At 57.4% G+C, this 17,504-nt stretch carries 13 protein-coding genes; 7 read left to right on the plus strand and 6 right to left on the minus strand.

Going from position 1 to position 17,504, the window contains the following annotated elements; genetic code table 11:
- Nucleotides 1-141: 141 nt before the first annotated feature.
- The 4 genes from arfB to NB063_RS11975 all read left to right on the plus strand — a co-directional run bounded on the left by arfB (nucleotide 142) and on the right by NB063_RS11975 (nucleotide 3,717).
- The gene (gene arfB / locus NB063_RS11960; protein WP_250928961.1) at nucleotides 142-570 is read left to right on the plus strand and encodes an alternative ribosome rescue aminoacyl-tRNA hydrolase ArfB; all 429 of its coding nucleotides are present in this window, start codon (nucleotides 142-144) and stop codon (nucleotides 568-570) included.
- A 183-nt stretch (nucleotides 571-753) separates the two neighbouring features.
- Nucleotides 754-1,488, plus strand: a complete 735-nt coding sequence (locus NB063_RS11965; protein ID WP_250928962.1) for a UvrB/UvrC motif-containing protein — start codon at nucleotides 754-756, stop codon at nucleotides 1,486-1,488.
- A 1-nt stretch (nucleotide 1,489) separates the two neighbouring features.
- Nucleotides 1,490-2,908 carry an ATP-binding protein gene (locus NB063_RS11970; RefSeq protein WP_250928963.1) on the plus strand — a complete coding sequence of 473 codons (1,419 nt, stop codon included), beginning with the start codon at nucleotides 1,490-1,492 and terminating at the stop codon, nucleotides 2,906-2,908.
- Nucleotides 2,909-3,081: 173 nt separating this feature from the next.
- A complete protein-coding gene (locus NB063_RS11975) occupies nucleotides 3,082-3,717 on the plus strand; it encodes a response regulator transcription factor (protein ID WP_322975138.1) in 636 nt (211 codons plus the stop codon).
- Between the two features lie 12 nt (nucleotides 3,718-3,729).
- Here NB063_RS11975 and NB063_RS11980 read toward each other — a convergent pair whose 3' ends face one another.
- Together NB063_RS11980 and NB063_RS11985 are read right to left on the minus strand one after the other, a co-directional pair.
- Nucleotides 3,730-6,804, minus strand: coding sequence for a VWA domain-containing protein (locus NB063_RS11980; protein ID WP_250928965.1), 3,075 nt, complete (start codon nucleotides 6,802-6,804; stop codon nucleotides 3,730-3,732).
- Between the two features lie 82 nt (nucleotides 6,805-6,886).
- The gene (locus NB063_RS11985; protein ID WP_250928966.1) at nucleotides 6,887-8,428 is read right to left on the minus strand and encodes a nucleoside permease; all 1,542 of its coding nucleotides are present in this window, start codon (nucleotides 8,426-8,428) and stop codon (nucleotides 6,887-6,889) included.
- A 263-nt stretch (nucleotides 8,429-8,691) separates the two neighbouring features.
- Between NB063_RS11985 and NB063_RS11990 the strand changes: the two genes are divergently transcribed.
- Together NB063_RS11990 and NB063_RS11995 are read left to right on the plus strand one after the other, a co-directional pair.
- Nucleotides 8,692-9,474 (plus strand): ATP-binding cassette domain-containing protein, encoded by a 783-nt coding sequence (locus tag NB063_RS11990; protein WP_250929144.1) that lies wholly within the window; start codon nucleotides 8,692-8,694, stop codon nucleotides 9,472-9,474.
- Complete coding sequence (locus tag NB063_RS11995) at nucleotides 9,471-11,843, plus strand: ABC transporter permease subunit/CPBP intramembrane protease (protein ID WP_250928967.1); 2,373 nt, start codon at nucleotides 9,471-9,473, stop codon at nucleotides 11,841-11,843. The genes NB063_RS11990 and NB063_RS11995 overlap by 4 nt, the downstream gene beginning before the upstream one ends.
- Here the strand turns inward: NB063_RS11995 and NB063_RS12000 are convergent.
- A complete protein-coding gene (locus tag NB063_RS12000; protein WP_250928968.1) occupies nucleotides 11,838-12,821 on the minus strand; it encodes an alpha/beta hydrolase in 984 nt (327 codons plus the stop codon). The two genes, NB063_RS11995 and NB063_RS12000, sit on opposite strands and share 6 nt — an antisense overlap.
- Nucleotides 12,822-12,952: 131 nt before the next feature.
- On the opposite strand from NB063_RS12000, the gene NB063_RS12005 reads away from it, so the two are divergent.
- Nucleotides 12,953-13,438 carry a hypothetical protein gene (locus tag NB063_RS12005; RefSeq protein ID WP_250928969.1) on the plus strand — a complete coding sequence of 162 codons (486 nt, stop codon included), beginning with the start codon at nucleotides 12,953-12,955 and terminating at the stop codon, nucleotides 13,436-13,438.
- On the opposite strand, the gene NB063_RS12010 is transcribed toward NB063_RS12005, so the two are convergent.
- The 3 genes from NB063_RS12010 to NB063_RS12020 form a co-directional block, all read right to left on the minus strand.
- Nucleotides 13,423-14,310, minus strand: a complete 888-nt coding sequence (locus NB063_RS12010) for an alpha/beta hydrolase family protein (protein WP_250928970.1) — start codon at nucleotides 14,308-14,310, stop codon at nucleotides 13,423-13,425. The genes NB063_RS12005 and NB063_RS12010 overlap by 16 nt on opposite strands.
- The gene (floA, locus tag NB063_RS12015) at nucleotides 14,307-15,374 is read right to left on the minus strand and encodes a flotillin-like protein FloA (protein WP_250928971.1); all 1,068 of its coding nucleotides are present in this window, start codon (nucleotides 15,372-15,374) and stop codon (nucleotides 14,307-14,309) included. Before floA ends, NB063_RS12010 begins: the two co-directional genes overlap by 4 nt.
- 316 nt (nucleotides 15,375-15,690) lie before the next feature.
- Nucleotides 15,691-17,484, minus strand: coding sequence for a helix-turn-helix domain-containing protein (locus NB063_RS12020; protein WP_250928972.1), 1,794 nt, complete (start codon nucleotides 17,482-17,484; stop codon nucleotides 15,691-15,693).
- Nucleotides 17,485-17,504: the final 20 nt, after the last annotated feature.

Here is a 17,504-nt window from a genome sequence, read left to right on the forward strand (position 1 = left end):
ACATTTTTCCTGTAAAAAGTGTCACTGGCGAAACGGTCCGAACGCTCGCGGAGTGCGAAACACCTGAACGGACGAAGATCTGTTTAACTCCTTCAAAACGTTTCGCCGGAAAAAAAGCTCGATCGCTAACATCAATTCTCCATGTCTGATTTGCACGTCACGAAACGATTCACGATTCCGGAGGCTGAGCTTTCGTGGTCGGCAACGCGGAGCAGCGGTCCTGGCGGCCAGAATGTCAACAAGGTGAATTCCAAGGTGACGCTGCGATGGAAGCCAAAAACGCAAATCGGATTTGACGACGCTTGGCGTCAGCGATTTGAGTCGCGATTCTCAACCCGTATCAACCGCGAAGGTGAACTGGTGCTGCATAGCGACAAGACTCGGGACCAGATTCGCAATCTGGCCGATGCCCGATCGCGACTCGTTGCGATGCTGCTGGAGTGCCGCGTGCCACCTAAAACCCGCACGCCAACGCGTCCGACACTGGGCAGCAAGAAACGTCGCGTGGAAGGAAAAAGACGGCAATCGCAAAAGAAACGCTTGCGTGGGAATCCCGGACGAGACGATTGACGCGACTGAACAAGTGTTTGGGAGCGATGATTGAAGGTTCACCTACGGCCGTACGCTGATATACTGATAAATGGGGCTGGGCGATCTAATTAACAACGTTGCGGTCCCCCCCGGCTGATGACTGCGTTTCGACGCAGGGGCTTTTATTTCAGAAATCACTCCGCACTCTCGAATAATTCATTCATGAAACGCCCACGGCACCTGGACGATCTGTTGAAGCGATGGGCATTTGACCCAACAACTCTCAATGTCCGCATGATCAAAGGCAAAGACGATCGCGACGTTTTGCAGATGCGGGTGGACATGGGGGTGTTGCAGCTTGAGACGACCGGGCGGCCTGATGGGGAGTTGATCGAAGGCTCCGAAAGCTACCTCGAACATTTGAACTTATGCCGCCTCAATGACCCCGACTACCAACTTTCGGAAAAGGACTTCAACGAGATCGACCGCGAGTTCATGCAGTTTTATCACCGGCGTATCTGTTGGCTGCGGCTGCAGTTTTATCATCGCGCGGTGATGGACGCCGATCACACGTTACGATTGATGGATTTGTGCGAAGAACTGTCGGATGATCCGGAATGGTCTTCGACACACGAACAATATAGACCGTTTGTGTTGTTCCATCGCACTCAAGCTGAGGCGCTCGGCGAGTTGGAAGAGAATACTCCCGAGGAAGCGATTCAAGCGATCAACCGCGGGCTAGAAACATTGCGTGCGTTCTTTGTCAAACACGATGCTGAGGAGCACTTCGACGAAGACGAGTTGATCGTCCGGTTGGTCGAACTGCGTGAATCGTTGCGAACCGAGTACTCGGTTGGACAAACTCTGCGTGAACGGCTCGAGCATGCTGTCGAGCAAGAGCACTATGAGTTGGCCGCTAAATTGCGAGATGAACTGACGAGACGAGAAACGCACTGATATGGCGTTGATCTCGCACGCCCCTTTGGGGTCATCGACGTGGTTGTTGCGATTGCGTTCGTTCGCAAGCATCGGGCAATTGATCGCGATCGTTTTAGCCAACCCGGTAACGTCGACATCGCTGCCGCTCGTACCGTTGCTCGCGTTTGTTGCCCTGACTGCGTGCACCAACTTTGTCTATGGATGGTGGCTTTCACGCTACGAGCAGGGCGTGGTCGATGACGCGAACAGCGTAATCCCGTTGCGGGTGGCGTTTGCGTTGATGGCGCTCGACCTCGTCACGTTGACGGGAATGTTGTATTTCAGCGGCGGGGCCGACAACCCGTTTTGCTTCTTTTACTTCGTCAACTTGGCGGTCGGTGGCGTGATGCTGCAGCCTGCAGCGGTGTGGACGTTGACCGGGCTCGCGGTGCTCGGCTATTCAGTGCTGCTGCTCGAATCGTGGCCAGTCCGTGGGTTGAGCGTGCAGACGATCGATCCTTCGACGGTTCAACTCGGTGTGCTGGGGATGCGCGACATCGCATCGCTGATCGCGTTTGTCGCGTGCGGTACGGTGATCACTTACTTTGTGGCGCGGACGTCGCGGCAACTGCGAGACCGCGAGGAGGATTTGCGGCGCAGCCAATCCGAGCGGGCCGATGCCATGCGGCTTGAAGGGCTCACGACCTTGGCGGCCGGCGCCGCCCATGAATTGGCGACGCCTCTTTCGACGATCGACATCGCTTGCCGTGAGCTGACGCGGCATCTCGAATCGATCACCAAGCCTGCTTCGATCGATGAGGACCTGAGGTTGATCGACGGGCAGTTGCAGATGTGTCGTCAGATTCTTTCTCGAATGCGTGCCGCGGCGGGCGATGCGGTTGCTGATCAGTGGAACCAAACAACGCTTGGCGATTTGATCGACACGACACTCGACGGGATCCGTGACCCCCACCGGGTCGAGATTCTCGAACCGGAAGAATTGTGGATTCCCGAGCCGGTGTCAGAGGACGACGCAACCGGTTCCACTGACGAAGATGCTGATTCAGATACACCCGCGTGGGAACGCCAACCGATGTGGCTTCCCGAAGAGGCGGTCGCACAGGCGATACGCAATTTGATCCACAACGCGCTCGACGCGAGCAGCCCGGACGATTCGGTGACGGTTCAGGCTCGACGTCGCGGCAGGGACGTCATTCTGTATGTGGTGGACCAAGGGCACGGGATGTCCAGCGATGTGATCGACCGCGCCGGCGACCCATTCTTTACCACCAAGGAACCGGGCCGAGGCATCGGTTTGGGGCTGTTCTTGACCCGCAACGTGATCACCCGACTCGGGGGCCGGTTGACCTTCGACAGCGTGCCTAGCGAGGGGACAACCGCTACGGTCGTGTTACCGCTCGCCGGAACCTTGAAGTCCCGCTCGCAATATCGCGATTGAATGCACCGTTCTGGTCATTGGGGTGTTGAAAAAGTTGCTCGCGACGACGATGCTAAATGCACGTGCAGTTGCTTCTCTCCACTTATCATGCGGCGTTGCTTGTGAGTTTTTCCCCTGAATACCCAGACCCATCCGATGCATGCACCGCCGAAACGGTGGGCGCAAAGTCGATCATGCTGGTCGACGACACGGAAGTTCTCAGAGAGCGGCTCGCGATGGCGATGCGAAGCCGTGGTTTCGAAGTTCGCACGGCCGGGAATTTCGACGAGGCCGTCAGCGTCTTCACCCACGCCCCGACCGATTTAGCGGTTCTGGATCTGAGGATGCCAGGACGCAGCGGCTTGGATTTGCTGCGAAAGCTTTTGCAGATCAAACCTGATTGCAGGATTATCATGTTGTCCGGGTTTGGAAGCATCCCGGCCTCGATTGATGCCGTCCGAGCCGGCGCGGTCAACTTCCTCAGCAAACCGGCGGACGCGGACGACATTTTGTCGGCGTTCGTGCGAGGTGAAGAACCCTTGGTTCCCGAGGGCGGCCTAGCCTTCCCTGCTCCTTCGCTGGCGCGAAATGAATGGGAACACATCCATCGAGTACTCGCCGATTGCAACAACAACATTTCGGAAGCGGCCCGGCGGTTGGGAATCCACCGTCGGTCGCTCCAACGGAAGCTTCGCAAACGCGCCCCGTTAGATCCGAAGTTGCCGGGTGCCGACGAGTTCTTCGAAGGGGAAGAAGGGTACGACGACCACGACGATGAAATGCTCGACGGCCAAGACGACGACGGTGCTGCCACCGACTCGGACGACTGAAACACCGGGCCGCTATTGTTTGCGTGCCCGCCGTTTGGCTTCGAGCAATCGCTCGGTATAGCTCGCTTCCGGTTGGGCTGTCGCGTCTGATTGAGGCGTGTCCCGTTTGAGATCCGCTTTTCCGGGAGTCACGACTTCGGATAGCCCACCGTCATCCTTCACATCGAGTGTGACGGAGGTGGGTTCGAACCGGGTGTCCGAACGCCTCGCCGCACCGGACGCATTAACCGCGTGCTTTTGTTGCCTCAGCTGATCGAGTCGGGCAACGGTGGCAAGCTCGGGTTGGCCCTTGCCCATCCATTCGTCCCACCACGTCTTCAAGAAGCCGAAGCGGATCGCGACGCGGCGGATCAACACGTCGGTGAAAAATAAACCCGCCGCAATCAGGACAAACCAAGGCCAAGCGTCGCGAATACGTCGTGCCAGCGGGAGTCCGCTGCGGAAGGCATCGCTCTCGAGGACCGCGTCGGATACTTGCTCACCCAACGGTGCCGTGACCTCCCCGGGTTTTCCGCCCTCGGGGCTCAGGGATGCGAGTTGTGCCATCAACGTTTGATTCGATTTTCGATAGCGAAATTCGTCGCTGTACGGGACAGTTACTCCGGTACTCAGTGGTGCGTTGCCCGATCCGGGAAGCACATTAACGAAATAGGTACCCGCTCGATCAATCGGAAAACTTCCGGAGTAGCGTCCCGGGGCGACCTGTTCCATGCGAAGAGGCAACGGTTCGAGCGACGGGTCGAGTACGGACCCGGCCACTTCGAGAAAGTTAAGGAATTGGTCATCGTCCGTCAGCGCTGTCACGATCACTTCGACGCGTCCGTCGTCGACTTTGGTTGCCAACGAAAACTGACCGGTGTCACCCGTTGGGCGCATCAACCATCGGATAAGCTGCGAATGGAGTTTTTCGTATCCCGGCCACTGCACCCACTCGGCCGCCCATCGTTGCCCGGCGTCGGTCGTTAACACGGCGGTGCGCCCGAGTCCGTAGTTCCACGTTGCGAGGATGGTTGCGTTCTCGGGAGTATCTGGTTTGGGAGACCGCAATACGACTTGAGCCAATGGGCTGGACTTAGTTTGCGTCAACACAAATCCGCGGATCGCGGGCAAGGACGTGTCGATACCATCCAAGACCACATGCGGAAACACGACCTCTGGGAACGCACCGCCGTTAGGTTCATAAACAAGCGGACGCGATACCCGGCGGGCTTCACGCTGGAAAATCGCCGGCAATGCCCGCCCCGATTTGACTTCGTAATACTTGCCACCTGTTGATTGAGCGATTCGCCGCAGTTGGGTGCTGCCGGTCGTGCCGTGCGATTCCACAGCCACGGTGCTGACCGTGATGCTGTTGTCTTTGAACGCTTTGATGACGCCCGACGAAGGAGGGCTCGGGTCGCCATCGCTGATGATGATGCAGTGCTTCATGGCGGCGCTTGTGCGGGCGAGTCCGGCAACCGCCATTCGCATTGCCGGGTCGAATTCAGGCATGTCGCCCGGTGTCATCCGTCCGAGCGACGCAAGCATGGCTTTGCGGTTTGGGCCGACTTCAAGCAGCCCTTTCGATCCTCCCCAAAGCCACCGATCACCGCTCGGCGACCAGTGCAAAACACCAGCCAGGTCGGAGCCGCCGAGCTGGGTGATCGACGCCTCCGCGATCTTCTTTTGCCAGTAGTTGCCTTGAGCCATTTCGCTGGCGTGCATGATCAGCGCCAAAGCGCCGACGGCGTTGACCTTGGCGTTGCGAATTTTGAAATCGACCGGCATCGCCTTTTCGATTTCTGTCCCCGTCCATCCACCCGCGCCGAGTGCATCGGGACCACCAATCATTAAGAGGCCGGCGCCGAGTTGTTGCGTATTGCGAACGAGCATTTCGATATGCTCATCGGTAAATGACGAAATTTTATTCGCGCTGTCGCTGTCGACTCGCGGTACACCGGCGAGAATCACAGCATCGTAAGGCTGCAATTCGGCAATTGACCCGAATAGGCGTTCGGTGGTCATCGGCGTGACTTCGATGTTCGCATCACGCAGCGCCGACATCATCGATTCATAATCGCTGAGCTTATCGGGCGAATGGATCAACAGCACACGGCCTTTTCCGCGCACGTAGGTGTATCCCGTTGCGGAGTTGTTTTGCGAGAGGGCGTCGTCGTCTTCGGAATCCGGAATGAATTCGGCTTCGTAGGTGTATGCGGCCGGTTGTTCGATCGTGTGCCGCATCGGAAACACATTTTTGCCCGGTGCCAATTCGATCGTCTGTTCGAGCAGCAAGGACTCTTCGCCGGCGACTTTTTGTTTGACGCGAAGTCGCCCCCGAACGGGAGTGTCTGCGGCCGCGTCGCTGCCGTCGTTGCCCTTGCCGGTGCCGGTGCCACTGCGATCGCCTTGACGGTCGATCACGATTCGGGCTTCGAAAGGCTGTCCTTTGCGGATGTTCGATGGCAAATCGATTTTCTCGACGAGTACTTCTTCACCGGCTGCAGTCATCACGGGAACGATATCGATACCGATACCGGCTGCAGTCAAACGGCTGGCCATGGACCGCGCCTGTCCAATGTTCTCATTGCCATCGGTAACGATGACGATTCGCCGCGAAGTATCTTCGGGCATCGATGCTTGAGCGAGGTTCAACGCAGCCTCGAGGTTGGTCGCGTCGGTTCGTTCGAGCAGACTCTCCAGACGTCGCATTGGCGGGACGTCGTCGTCGTAGGGAGGGATCTCGATCGTCGCGTCTCGGCCAAACACGATCAGCCCGGCGCGGTCGCCGCGGGCATCGTTACGATGTTTTGAAACAGCGGCGATGACAAAATCCAGCATCGCGGACCGTTTGGCCTCGGGGATGCTTTCGCTCTGGTCGAGGACGTACATCACAGTGACCCGGTCGCTCGTCCAAACCAGCTGCACACCTGCAAGCGCCGCGACGATGCCCGTCCAAACCAACGTTCGGGCCAGCAACGCGACCCACCGACGCACCGGTCCCAGGACACCGAGGTGCCGCAATCCCAAGTACCAAATCAATGGCAGCACGGCCAGGAGAACAAGATATCCTGGGGACTCGAACCCGATTCGGAACGGCAGAGACAAGGTGATACCGAATGTGTGAGGCAAGGGAGACGGGCGGGCACCTTCCAGTGTACCGCTTTAGCGTCGCGAATTGGCGTCCAACTTATGCCTCCGTTTTGGTGCGATCCCAGAACGACACGGCAAACAAAACAAAAATAGCGGCGGCCATGATCGCCGGTGACAACCAAAAATCTCGCCACTGAGCCATCGTTTCCGCCAAAATCCCTGGATCAAGGGATTCGGGCAGATCACGCGTGAACATTTTGGAGAAGGTTTGCAGGAACGAGCTCGATGTGGATTCCCCCCTCGCCGCGCCGAGTGCTTCGACGTACTGCGGCGCCGCAGTGACCTGATTGCCGTAGTTGCCAAAGGTCAAGTTCAAAGGGATGAAACCGAACAGATTGCCACCCGCCATGATCCGATACCCAAAGAACATGCCGATCCCTTGTGTTAGGAACACAAGCAAACCTTGCGCCTGGCCGCGAATCGCCTTGGGTGCCTTGGCGTCGGTGTACATGAATCCGGTGACAAAGAAAAAGTCGTAACAGATTCCATGGAGGGCCACCGCGAGCAGCAACATCCAAGTGGTTTGATCCGCGGCGCCGATGGCGAATAACAGGTAACGAACGAACCAACATGCCATCCCGATCAAGATCATTATTTTCACGCCGAGCCGACGGAAGAAAAACGGGATCAGCAACATGAAAAAGATCTCTGACATTTGGCCAATCGTCATCGTCGCGCCCGGCTCAGCAAAACCGGTCTGATTCAAATACGTTGCCGTCATCCCGTAGTAGTATGCGAGCGGAATGCAAATCAACGTGGAGCAAACAGCGAAGACAAAAAAGTTCCAATTGCCGAGCAGTTTAAAAGCATCGACCATCAACAACGAACGAACGTCCATCGGTTGGCCACGCAGCGGGGGCGGTGTGTTGGGCAAGAAAAAACACAGCACACCGAGAGCGAGCGAACTGGCGGCGCCCATCCAAAAAATGTTGTAGGACGCGGACCACCCGAGAATGCCGAGTGTCAGTCCGGCGACGATCCACCCGATGGTTCCCCAAACGCGAATCTTTGGAAATTCATCTTGGCTAGGGATATGAGTGAACGCGATTGTGTTACCGAGCCCCAGTGTTGGCATGTAGCACAACAGGTACGCGAGGATCATCCAAACGAGCGTCTTGCCGGCGGCGTTTTCTTCCGACTGCATCGTTAAGAACGCGGCGGCGTCATAGGTCCCATTCGCCCGCATCTCCGCTGCTGACTCGGCCGCGAATGTGGACGCCGTTTCAGCGAGTCCGGGGATGATCAACATGATCACTCCGCCGATGAGCATCAGTGTTCCCATCACTTTTTCAGATGAGAAAAAACGATCCGCCACCAAACCGAGGAACAACGGTGCAAAGATTGCCGCAATCGGTGCCGACTCATAGGCTCCTCCGATAAACGCGCCGAGCAAGTGCGTGTCCATCGCAGCCGAGAGCGTGGCGAACCAAGATCCCCACGCAAAGAACTGCAGAAACATCATCACTGAGAGCAACCAGATGATGGTCGATGGTGACAACGTTGTCAGTGGTGCAGGGGCGTCGTTGTCGTCCTCAGCAGGCGTTTCGGAAGCGGTTTGTTCGGGCGGAGTATAGGGCATGCGAGGGCCGTATGGGTGGGTATGGAGATGCGAGAGGTGGGCCCGTGAGTATAGCAGTATTTTGAGAAAAGCGGCACGTAGTCTGATCGCTCCTATCCGTCGTAATTCCTACAACCCGATCGCGGCGCAGGATCATCTCGCGGGAGCCTCATTGTCGATGCAACAATTTGTTCACGATCTGTTTTTTCGGCTTACGGTTGCTCAGAGCGACTCTCGTTATGCACTCGCACCAGTCCGCCGCTTCGCTAGTACTGCCGGCTCATATGATTCAAGTTCAACATCTTACGAAAACCTACGAAGACCTCCGTCGAGGCCGATTCCGAGCTGTCGATCAAGTCAGTTTTACTGTCCGGCCGGGGGAGATCTTCGGCCTGCTCGGGGCCAACGGAGCGGGCAAAACGACCGTCTTGCGTATCCTGTCCACCGTACTGCGTCCCACCTCCGGAATCGCGACCATTGACGGTTACGACGTCGCGCACGAGCCCGCCGAAGTCCGGCGTCGCATCGGTTTCGTCAGCAACAACACGGCGATCTATGACCGCATGACGGCGTGGGAAATGGTCGAGTACTTCGGTCAACTCCACGGGATGACCAATGACTCGCTATACCAGCGCTTGGAAAAACTCTTCGATCAATTGCGAATGAACGAGTTTCGTGATGTCCCAGGCGGCAAGATGTCGACCGGCATGCGTCAGAAGGTTTCGATCGCCCGTGCGTTGGTCCATGACCCCCCGGTGCTGATCTTTGATGAAGCCACGTTGGGGTTAGACGTCTTGGTCGCCCGCAACCTGCTCGCGGTTATCCGTGAACTCCGCGAAGCCGGCAAATGCCTGATTTTTTCGACCCACATCATGAGCGAGGTCGAACGACTGTGTGATCGCATCGCGATCATGCACAAGGGGCGTATTCTCGATTCGGGAACGCTCGATGAATTGACCGGACGGCACCAAGAAACTGATTTCGAGGAGTTGTTCTTCTCGTTGCTCAGTTCACATGAGGACGCCACGCACACGATCGACGCGAAGGAAATGGAGGTGGCAAGATGAGCCTGTCGTCCAAGGAAAAACGAAAAGCCGCGATGCGTGCCGGGCGTCCCCGGTTCAGTGCAATCCGTTTGATGTACACGCGTGAGATGCGTGATCAACTGCGCGATCGCCGGACTCTGTTCACGATCGCAGTCCTGCCGATGCTGCTCTATCCGTTGGTCGGCATGCTGTTATTGCAGATCGCTCAGTTCACCCGCCAACACACGATTTCGGTCTGCGTAATCGGTGTCGAGCATGTCACCGACGACGCGGAGCATGCGGAAACAAACACCTTTGTTTCGCCGCTGTTGGTCACCGTAGAGGACGAAGAGGAAGCGAGCCCGTCTCGGTTGCAACCTCTTGGCGTGAGTGAATCGACACCTGTTCGGTTCTCGAAAACACTATGGGATTCCGATTCGAACATTGACGTTTACGCTTATTCGGCGGCCGAATTGTCGCGTTCGGGTGACTTGGAAGAACGTGCTCAAGATTGGGTGCGTGACCAGGTATTCGACTGCGTCGTTTGCGTTCGGCAACCACTCGGCGTTAACGGCCCGGTGATCATGCAGGACAACCAGGAAACCGACGCCGCTGGTGCATCCGTGGGGTTGTATTACAACGTCGCGTCGGATCAATCGATGATTGCGAAAGACCGCATGGTCTCGATCTTAAATCGCTGGCGCGGTAGCTGGGTTCGAACTCGGTTGTCCGATGCGGGTGTCGAATTGTCGGTGCTGGATCCCTTCAAGATTAACGATTGTGACATCGCCCCCGAACGAACCCGCGAAGCGGCGTTCTGGAGCAAGCTGCTGCCGTTTATCATGCTCGTGTGGGCAATGACGGGTGCGTTTTATCCCGCGATTGACCTGGTCGCTGGAGAGAAGGAACGCGGTACGCTCGAAACGTTATTGTGCAGCCCCGCGCTGCGTAGCGAAATCGTGTGGGGCAAACTCGGTGCAGTTATGACGTTCAGCATGATGACGGCGTTACTGAATGCCTCGTCGATGCTTGTCACCAGTTCATTCGTATTCAATCAAATTGGTGTCGGGCCGGCTGGTTCGTCGATGGGCGCACCACCACTGATCCCGATGCTGTGGCTGCTGGTCGCGCTTATTCCACTGTCGGCTCTGTTTAGCGCATTGGCACTCGCTGTTGCCGCCATGGCACGTAGCAGTAAAGAGGGCCAGTATTATCTGATGCCACTGATGATGGTCACCCTGCCACTGGTGCTTTTGCCGATGTTACCGGGCACGACCTTGAATCTCGGCACCAGCCTGATCCCGGTGACAGGCATGTTTTTATTGGTTCGTAGTTTGGTCGAAGGCCAACACATGGAGGCACTCACCTACCTGCCGATGGTGGCGGTGGTGACGTCGGTGTGCCTGAGCCTCGCAACACGTTGGGCGAAGCGACAGTTCGAGTCTGAATCGGTGCTCTTCGGCGACGGTGACCAGTGGGAACTTGGTGCCTGGATGCGACACTTGTGGCGTGACCGGCAACGAGCCGCGACACCGACAATTGCGTTTGGTTGTGGTGCCGTTATTCTGGTGGCGTTATTCTTCGGCAAGCTCGCCGTGACGGAAATGCCAGATACGTTTGGCGGCATCGCCAAATTGATCTTCTTGCCACAGTTCGGCTTGATCCTGGCCCCGACCCTGCTCATGGCAACGATGATGACCACGTCGCTGCGAACGAGCCTTCGTTTGAATACGGTCAATTGGCGGATCTGGTCACTCGTCGCTGTTTTAGCCGTGATGCTGCATCCGCTGTACATGCAACTCGCCGGATTGATCGGTCAGATGTATCCGCTGAGCCCTCAGGCACTCGAGGCGATGCGGCCATTCGGCGAACACATCTCATCTGCCCCATGGTTGTCCGTGATCCTCTTGATGGCGGTTGTGCCTGCGATCTGTGAAGAACTCGCCTTTCGCGGATTCATCTTCGGGGGATTGGTGCGGAACAACAGCCCCGTGCGTGCCGTTCTGGTTACCGCGTTCATGTTTGGAATTTCACACGGTGTTCTGCAACAGTCGATCTCGGCGACCTTCATGGGAATCCTGCTCGGCTGGGTTGCCCTCCGCACCGGGAGTGTTCTGCCGGGGATTCTGATTCACTTTGGCAACAACGCCCTGTCAGTTTCGCTCGGACGGATTGCTGAATTGCAACTGCCGGGGATGCAAAACTTGATTTCGGTCGATGCCGTCAGTCAGGCTCCGCAGTACCATCCGATTTGGACGGGGTGTGCGTTGTTCGTTTCGGTCGCCTGCTTGATCGGGATGTACCGAATCACCGCCGACATGGACGTGATGGAAAATAACGATGTGCTCGCCGACCGAATCATTTCGGATCAACCGGTGCGAGATCCATCACTCAAGCAGTACGCGTCATAACGGACCGGATAGTGCCGATTGGTTCTCAAGCTGTCTGAGACCTTCAAGCTTTCTAAGCTCCTCGAGTGCCCGCTCGAGGGGCTGTTTTGATATCGGATCGTTGTGATACAAGCCTGGAACTTCGACCCAGGCTTTGTAACGCGTTGCCAGCGAATCAAACAACTGTCGCCCATTTTTCATCGGCACGATCCGGTCCGGTGTGCCGTGGATCTGGACAACGCAGCCTTGAAAGTCGCTTAGTCGCGAGGAACTGTCGAATCGATTGCGCATCAACCACTGAACCGGCAGCCACGTGAACCGGTCCGCCCCCACATTAACGGTACTATCAAAGGTGCGATCGAGGACCAACGAGTGTGGCGGCGTGTTTCGCTCTTGCAGCAGCTCGACGAGTCCCGCGGCAATGCCCCCACCGAGCGACCGGCCATAGATCGTAATTTGCTCGGGTGGCACCCTCGTTAACTCGGACAGGGCATCCATTGCGGACAACGCGTCCGATACGCAAGTCGATTCCGTCGGTGTGAAACCTTCGTTCTGGAACCCACGGTACTCGGCCGTGAAGACGCTCGCGTTCATCGCATCAGACAGCAACCGCGTCCAACCATCCATGTCCATCGCGCGGATTCCGTTGCCGTGTAAAAACAGAATGACACGGTCGGCGTCAGAGCGGATGAGTAATCGACCTTTCAGTTCAGCCTCGTCGACCGCCCGATAGGCGAACGTCGTGATCATGTTGGTGATAGGTGCGTCGGGGTCGAACTGCGGCCCATTATCCGAAGATGGCGGCCCCATGTAGGCCCCCGGAAACACCAATCGCGTTTCCAGCAGGACCATCGCGACGCAAAGCACCCCATAGGCCACTGCGATGGACGTGATCGCCCTCCGCGTCCGGTGCCATAGGAAACGGACAGGAGATTTGGCTGATTGCGCGGATGATTCAGGTTTTGCCGAGGTGGCTTCTTCCATGAGGGACGCTTTCATCAAATGAGATCGGCGATTGACCGTTGCTGTCGCTCGCCGGGTGCTAGGTTTGAACGTACAAATGTAGCCGAATTCGCTGGATTTTGGACTGCCCGCTCGATCGAGCGAACCTCCCACCACCGACGACAGTGATGTTTCCCCGTAACCGATTTACCGACATTCAATCGCAGTCAACGTCAATCGCCGCGATCACCCGTGGACGTATCATCATGCGAGCCGGCCGATTGGTCGCGATTGAGCAACATTGGTTGCGCAGCCCGGTTTCGGTGGCTCAGATTTGGTGGGAGTCGAATCATGGGCGGTTGCGAGGTGATGAATGTTTGCTGGATTATCACATTCCGCGTGGTCTGCCATCCTTCATTACCCTCGATTACATCCGCAGCGGCAGCGAAACGCAATACAAAACTTTCATCGGTGCCTGCCACATACTCAACGAGGTCGCACGGCTGCGTCGCGCCGACGCGATCGTCGCTCACGTCACCAACGTACGTATCAGTGACCGATTGCTCCAACGTTTGGGGTGGCAACGTCACTTGGAGCACTGGAAAGGACGTCATTACATCCGTCGATTCTATGACGGCTACCCGACGCTACCGAACAGTTACTGCGGCGCGTAACGTTTCAAAAAATCAGCGGTCACGTTGGCGACATATTCGGCGTCACCCGGATGGTTGACGAGCAGATGGTCGGCGCCGCTGAGCGTGATCAAACTGCAACCGGGTAATCCGTCTTCGTCTTCGACGAGGCTCGCGATTCGCAGCGCGTGATCATAGCCGAGGGTTTGGTCCACCGGCGAATGGAACGCCAACACTCTGCTGCGGATCCGATTCAGGTGATCGGCGAGTTGGTGGGACCGAAAGTCCTCCACCATTTTCCGAGGTATCGTCCAGGTGCGGCCACCGATGACGACATCGCCTCGTCCGCTGTGTTCAATTTCTGGGTTCATGCGGGTGAGCAACTCCGCAAGATGCTGGGTGTCGCTCGGCGCCGCGATGCTCACGATGGCGGCGATTTTTTCGCGAACGGAATCTGCAATCGGTTTGTGTACATGCCCTGGCATTCCCGCCGCTATCGCCAGCGAGGCCGCTCCGCCAAAGCTGTGTCCGATCAGCCCGGTTACGGTACCGATTGATTCCGTTGCGAACGTGATCGCCGCCGACAAGTCGGCGAGGTTGGTCGAGAAATTGGTGTCGGCAAAGTCGCCTTCGCTTCCTCCGAGGCCCGTCATGTCATATCTCAGAACCGCGATGCCGGCTTCTGCCAAGCTTCTTGAAATCCGCGTGATCGCTTTGAGGTCTTTATTGCAGGTGAAACAATGACTGAAGACCACCACGGGGACCGCGGTGGATTCCAAGCTCGGCTTATCAGAGACAGGACGCACGGGCCGATCGATAATGCCGGCCAGTGCAAACCCGCATCCGCCTTCAAAGCGAACCCGATACGATCGGCGTTCGAAACGATCTGCCTGTGACATGGCAGCTTCGCTCACGTCGATTGATCCATGGGGAGATTGGAATCTGTCGAGCCGATGCGTCCGGCTTGAAACGCTTCGGCCATCGCTTTGGGAACTTCCGCTTCGGCAAGAACGAGTCGCGATCGGTTTTCCGAAACGCGGGCCTTCATTTGTTGTTCCTCGGCGATCGCCTCGGCACGTCGACGTTCGGCTTGAGCTCTCGCGACACGCGTGTCCGCTTCCGCTTGATCACTCTGCAACCGGGCGCCGATGTTCTCACCGACGTCGATGTCGGCGATGTCAATCGATACGATCTCGAACGCGGTTTGTGCGTCGAGGGCGCGTGACAGCACGACGCGGGTGATCATGTCTGGATTTTCGAGGACGTCGAAGTGCGATTCGGCTGACCCGATCGAGCTGATGATTGCTTCACCCACCCGGGCGATGATGGTGTCTTCGGTCGCTCCACCGATCAGTTGTTCGATGTTGGTTCTCACCGTTACACGAGCCCGTACCCGCAGTTCGATACCGTTTTTTGTGATGGCGCTGAGGGTTGTTTTGCCACTGCGTTTTGGGTCGGGGCAATCAATGACTTTGGGATACACACTCGTTTGGACGGCATCGAGCACGTCGCGGCCAGCCAAGTCGATCGCGGCGGCTTGATCGAAGTCCAACGGAATGCGAGCACGGTGGGCAGCGATGATCGCATGGATCACGTTCATGACGTTGCCGCCGGCGAGGTAGTGTGCCTCCAGGCGATGGGTGCTGATCCCGTCACCGCGGCTGATGTTCAGTTTCGCTTGTGCTGCCATCACTTTGGCCTGCACGATCACGTTCGGATTGACCTTGGTGAAGTGCATGCGGATCAGATTGGCGAGCTTCACGTCGGCTTCCGACATGAACGCCTGGAACCATAGTTTCCCGTACTGGATCAGGAAGAAACCGAGGATCGCCGCAAACGACAACGCGATCAGGATGCCGACAATAATCGCAACGCTATAAAGGCTGAACGGTGTTTCAGCCTCCGCGAGGAGGCTGGCGGCGAAGGTCGAATGCAAGGTGGCGGCGTGACCAAGGATTGGTTCGAGTGCAGCTAACATGAGAATCGGTCTGCCGGAATGGGATTCGTAAAGCAATATCGCTTGAAACGCGTCTGCTGAGAGATCCCATGGTAGCCGATAACTCAGTGACTTTGCACATGGCAGGAAACGAAATCCGATCGCCCGACCACGGGAGAAAAGATGCGTGTTTGGTCACCAAGACGCGACGGCGGCAGAATCGCACAGGAACGTTTTGCCGCGAAATCGGGTTGAGTGCACTCGCCAACGCGGCACAGGACGCGAGTCGCGGGAGCCGCGCAACCAAACTTTGCTGCTGGCTCTTCACTCGTTCGCAAAGTAGCTCGTCGGGCTCGGCCTATTTGCCCCAGCCCGCGACGTCGATCAACATGTCGGTGAGCGAACTCACCGGGGCCGCCGGTTCGGTGTAGCTCCACATGTTGCGGACCAAATCGGTCATCAACATTCCGCCCAAACTCATCACCATCAAGATCAACATCAAGCCAACGGTTTGCAACAGCGTGAAGGGGATTTCGTATCCCGCGACGCCACCCACCGCGGCTGCGGCCGGTCGTTCGTACGCACTGTCATCCGGGGTAAACGGCTCTTCGGCATGTTCGACGCCTTCGTCGATCCCTTCGACACCCCCAAAAACGTCGCCGCCTTCCTCTCCGAAGACCTCGGCGTCTTGGACCACCGCTTCTTCGACGAATGCCGGCTCGTCAAAGCCGCCACTGCCGAAGGAGTCTGAGTTCTCGACATCGATCTCTTGTGATTCGCTCTCGTCGGACGCTTCGAGCTGGATCCCGGAAGGTGAGAGTTGGAATTCTTCATCTGAGGGGAAGTCCAGGTTCGCGCCGCTGCCGTCCTCGGGAATCAGCCCCGATCCGTAACCGCTGCTGCCCGACCCTGAGCCACTGCCACTGCCCTCAACCAGTTCCGCACCCAGATCGAGTGCCGAGATACTGCTGCCGGCGAGATCCAATGGCTCGCTCTCAAGCGACAAACCACTGTCCGACGGGCTCATGAGATTGATACCGCTGTCACCAGCGATAGAAATATCGCTCCCCGCACTGCTGACGATCAGATCGTCGTCGTCGTCGGAGATGACCAAATCGTCGTCGTCCGCCAAGGCGTCATCAACGCCCGAAGATCCACCTTCGTCGGCGCCGAGCAGTGAGCTGCCCAAGAGGTTTTCGCTATCACCGCTGAGTAAGCCGCTGCCGACCGAATCGCCGGCGAGCAAATCGAGTTCGCTGAGCACGTCACCACTGACTTTGCCGACCCCACCGACACCGCTGGCGCTGTCTTGAAGATCGAGGTCCTCCATCATTTCGAGGCTGCTCGCTTTTTCATCATTGCCGACCATGCCAAAGTCGATATCCGAATCGCTGCCGAGCAACACGTCGCCCGAATCCGGAGCTGCAACATCTACACCGCTAATGTCGTCAGAGCCTGGCCCCGCGCCCTTGCCGACTGAAGAAGACGAGCCGCCCTCAATTTCGAGGGCCGGTGAATCATCATCGCCTTCGAGATCCAGAACACTGCCGAGATTGAACTCGTCACTGTCTTGCGCCGAACCGGCGGTGGGAGCAGGTTTCTTGCCAGCTGCGGCGGCTTCTTTGGCGGCCAAGTTGAGTTCGCCGCTATCGTGCGAAATGGCCGAACCGGCGAGATCGAGTTCGTCCAAATCGATCGGCAAGCTGCTGCCACTGCCGCTGCCGCTACCGATCGACGAACCGCCCTCGCCACCTGGAATGATTAAGACATCGCTGCCACCTGAACCGTCGCCGGCGATCAAGTTGACGTCGCTATCGCTGCCCGAACTCGAACCTTCCATTCCGAGTTCGATGCTGCTGCCTCCGCTGCCATCGGCGTCGAGGTTGATTTCATCGAGTTCGATGCCGCTGCCGTCGCCGCCGATCACCTTACCGACTTTTGAGCCAGGGCCGTCGGCACCGAGAACCCCTGATCCGAACCCAGATAAATTGGGCAGTTCTTCACGCAGGCGGGCAATTTCCGATTCCGGAAATTTCCAACTCGAACCGTCGCGGAATCCGCGAACTTGGCCCTGAGAACGCAAATCGATCAGAGACTGCGTGGGAATGCCGAGCTGTTTTGCGGCTTCTTCGAGCGAGAGATAAGTGGCCATGGCAACGCGAGGTTTCGAAA

Source organism: Aporhodopirellula aestuarii (assembly GCF_023701485.1).
GTDB classification, from domain to species: Bacteria; Planctomycetota; Planctomycetia; order Pirellulales; family Pirellulaceae; genus Rhodopirellula; species Rhodopirellula aestuarii.

Coding starts and splice junctions, on each gene's coding strand:
- NB063_RS12000 (WP_250928968.1), bottom strand. CDS start 12,821: ATGAAAGCGTCCCTCATGGAAGAAGCCACCTCGGCAAAACCTGAATCA.
- NB063_RS11970 (WP_250928963.1), top strand. CDS start 1,490: ATGGCGTTGATCTCGCACGCCCCTTTGGGGTCATCGACGTGGTTGTTG.
- NB063_RS11990 (WP_250929144.1), top strand. CDS start 8,692: ATGATTCAAGTTCAACATCTTACGAAAACCTACGAAGACCTCCGTCGA.
- NB063_RS11975 (WP_322975138.1), top strand. CDS start 3,082: ATGCTGGTCGACGACACGGAAGTTCTCAGAGAGCGGCTCGCGATGGCG.
- NB063_RS12020 (WP_250928972.1), bottom strand. CDS start 17,484: ATGGCCACTTATCTCTCGCTCGAAGAAGCCGCAAAACAGCTCGGCATT.
- NB063_RS11965 (WP_250928962.1), top strand. CDS start 754: ATGAAACGCCCACGGCACCTGGACGATCTGTTGAAGCGATGGGCATTT.
- NB063_RS11995 (WP_250928967.1), top strand. CDS start 9,471: ATGAGCCTGTCGTCCAAGGAAAAACGAAAAGCCGCGATGCGTGCCGGG.
- NB063_RS12005 (WP_250928969.1), top strand. CDS start 12,953: ATGTTTCCCCGTAACCGATTTACCGACATTCAATCGCAGTCAACGTCA.
- NB063_RS11985 (WP_250928966.1), bottom strand. CDS start 8,428: ATGCCCTATACTCCGCCCGAACAAACCGCTTCCGAAACGCCTGCTGAG.
- floA (WP_250928971.1), bottom strand. CDS start 15,374: ATGTTAGCTGCACTCGAACCAATCCTTGGTCACGCCGCCACCTTGCAT.
- arfB (WP_250928961.1), top strand. CDS start 142: ATGTCTGATTTGCACGTCACGAAACGATTCACGATTCCGGAGGCTGAG.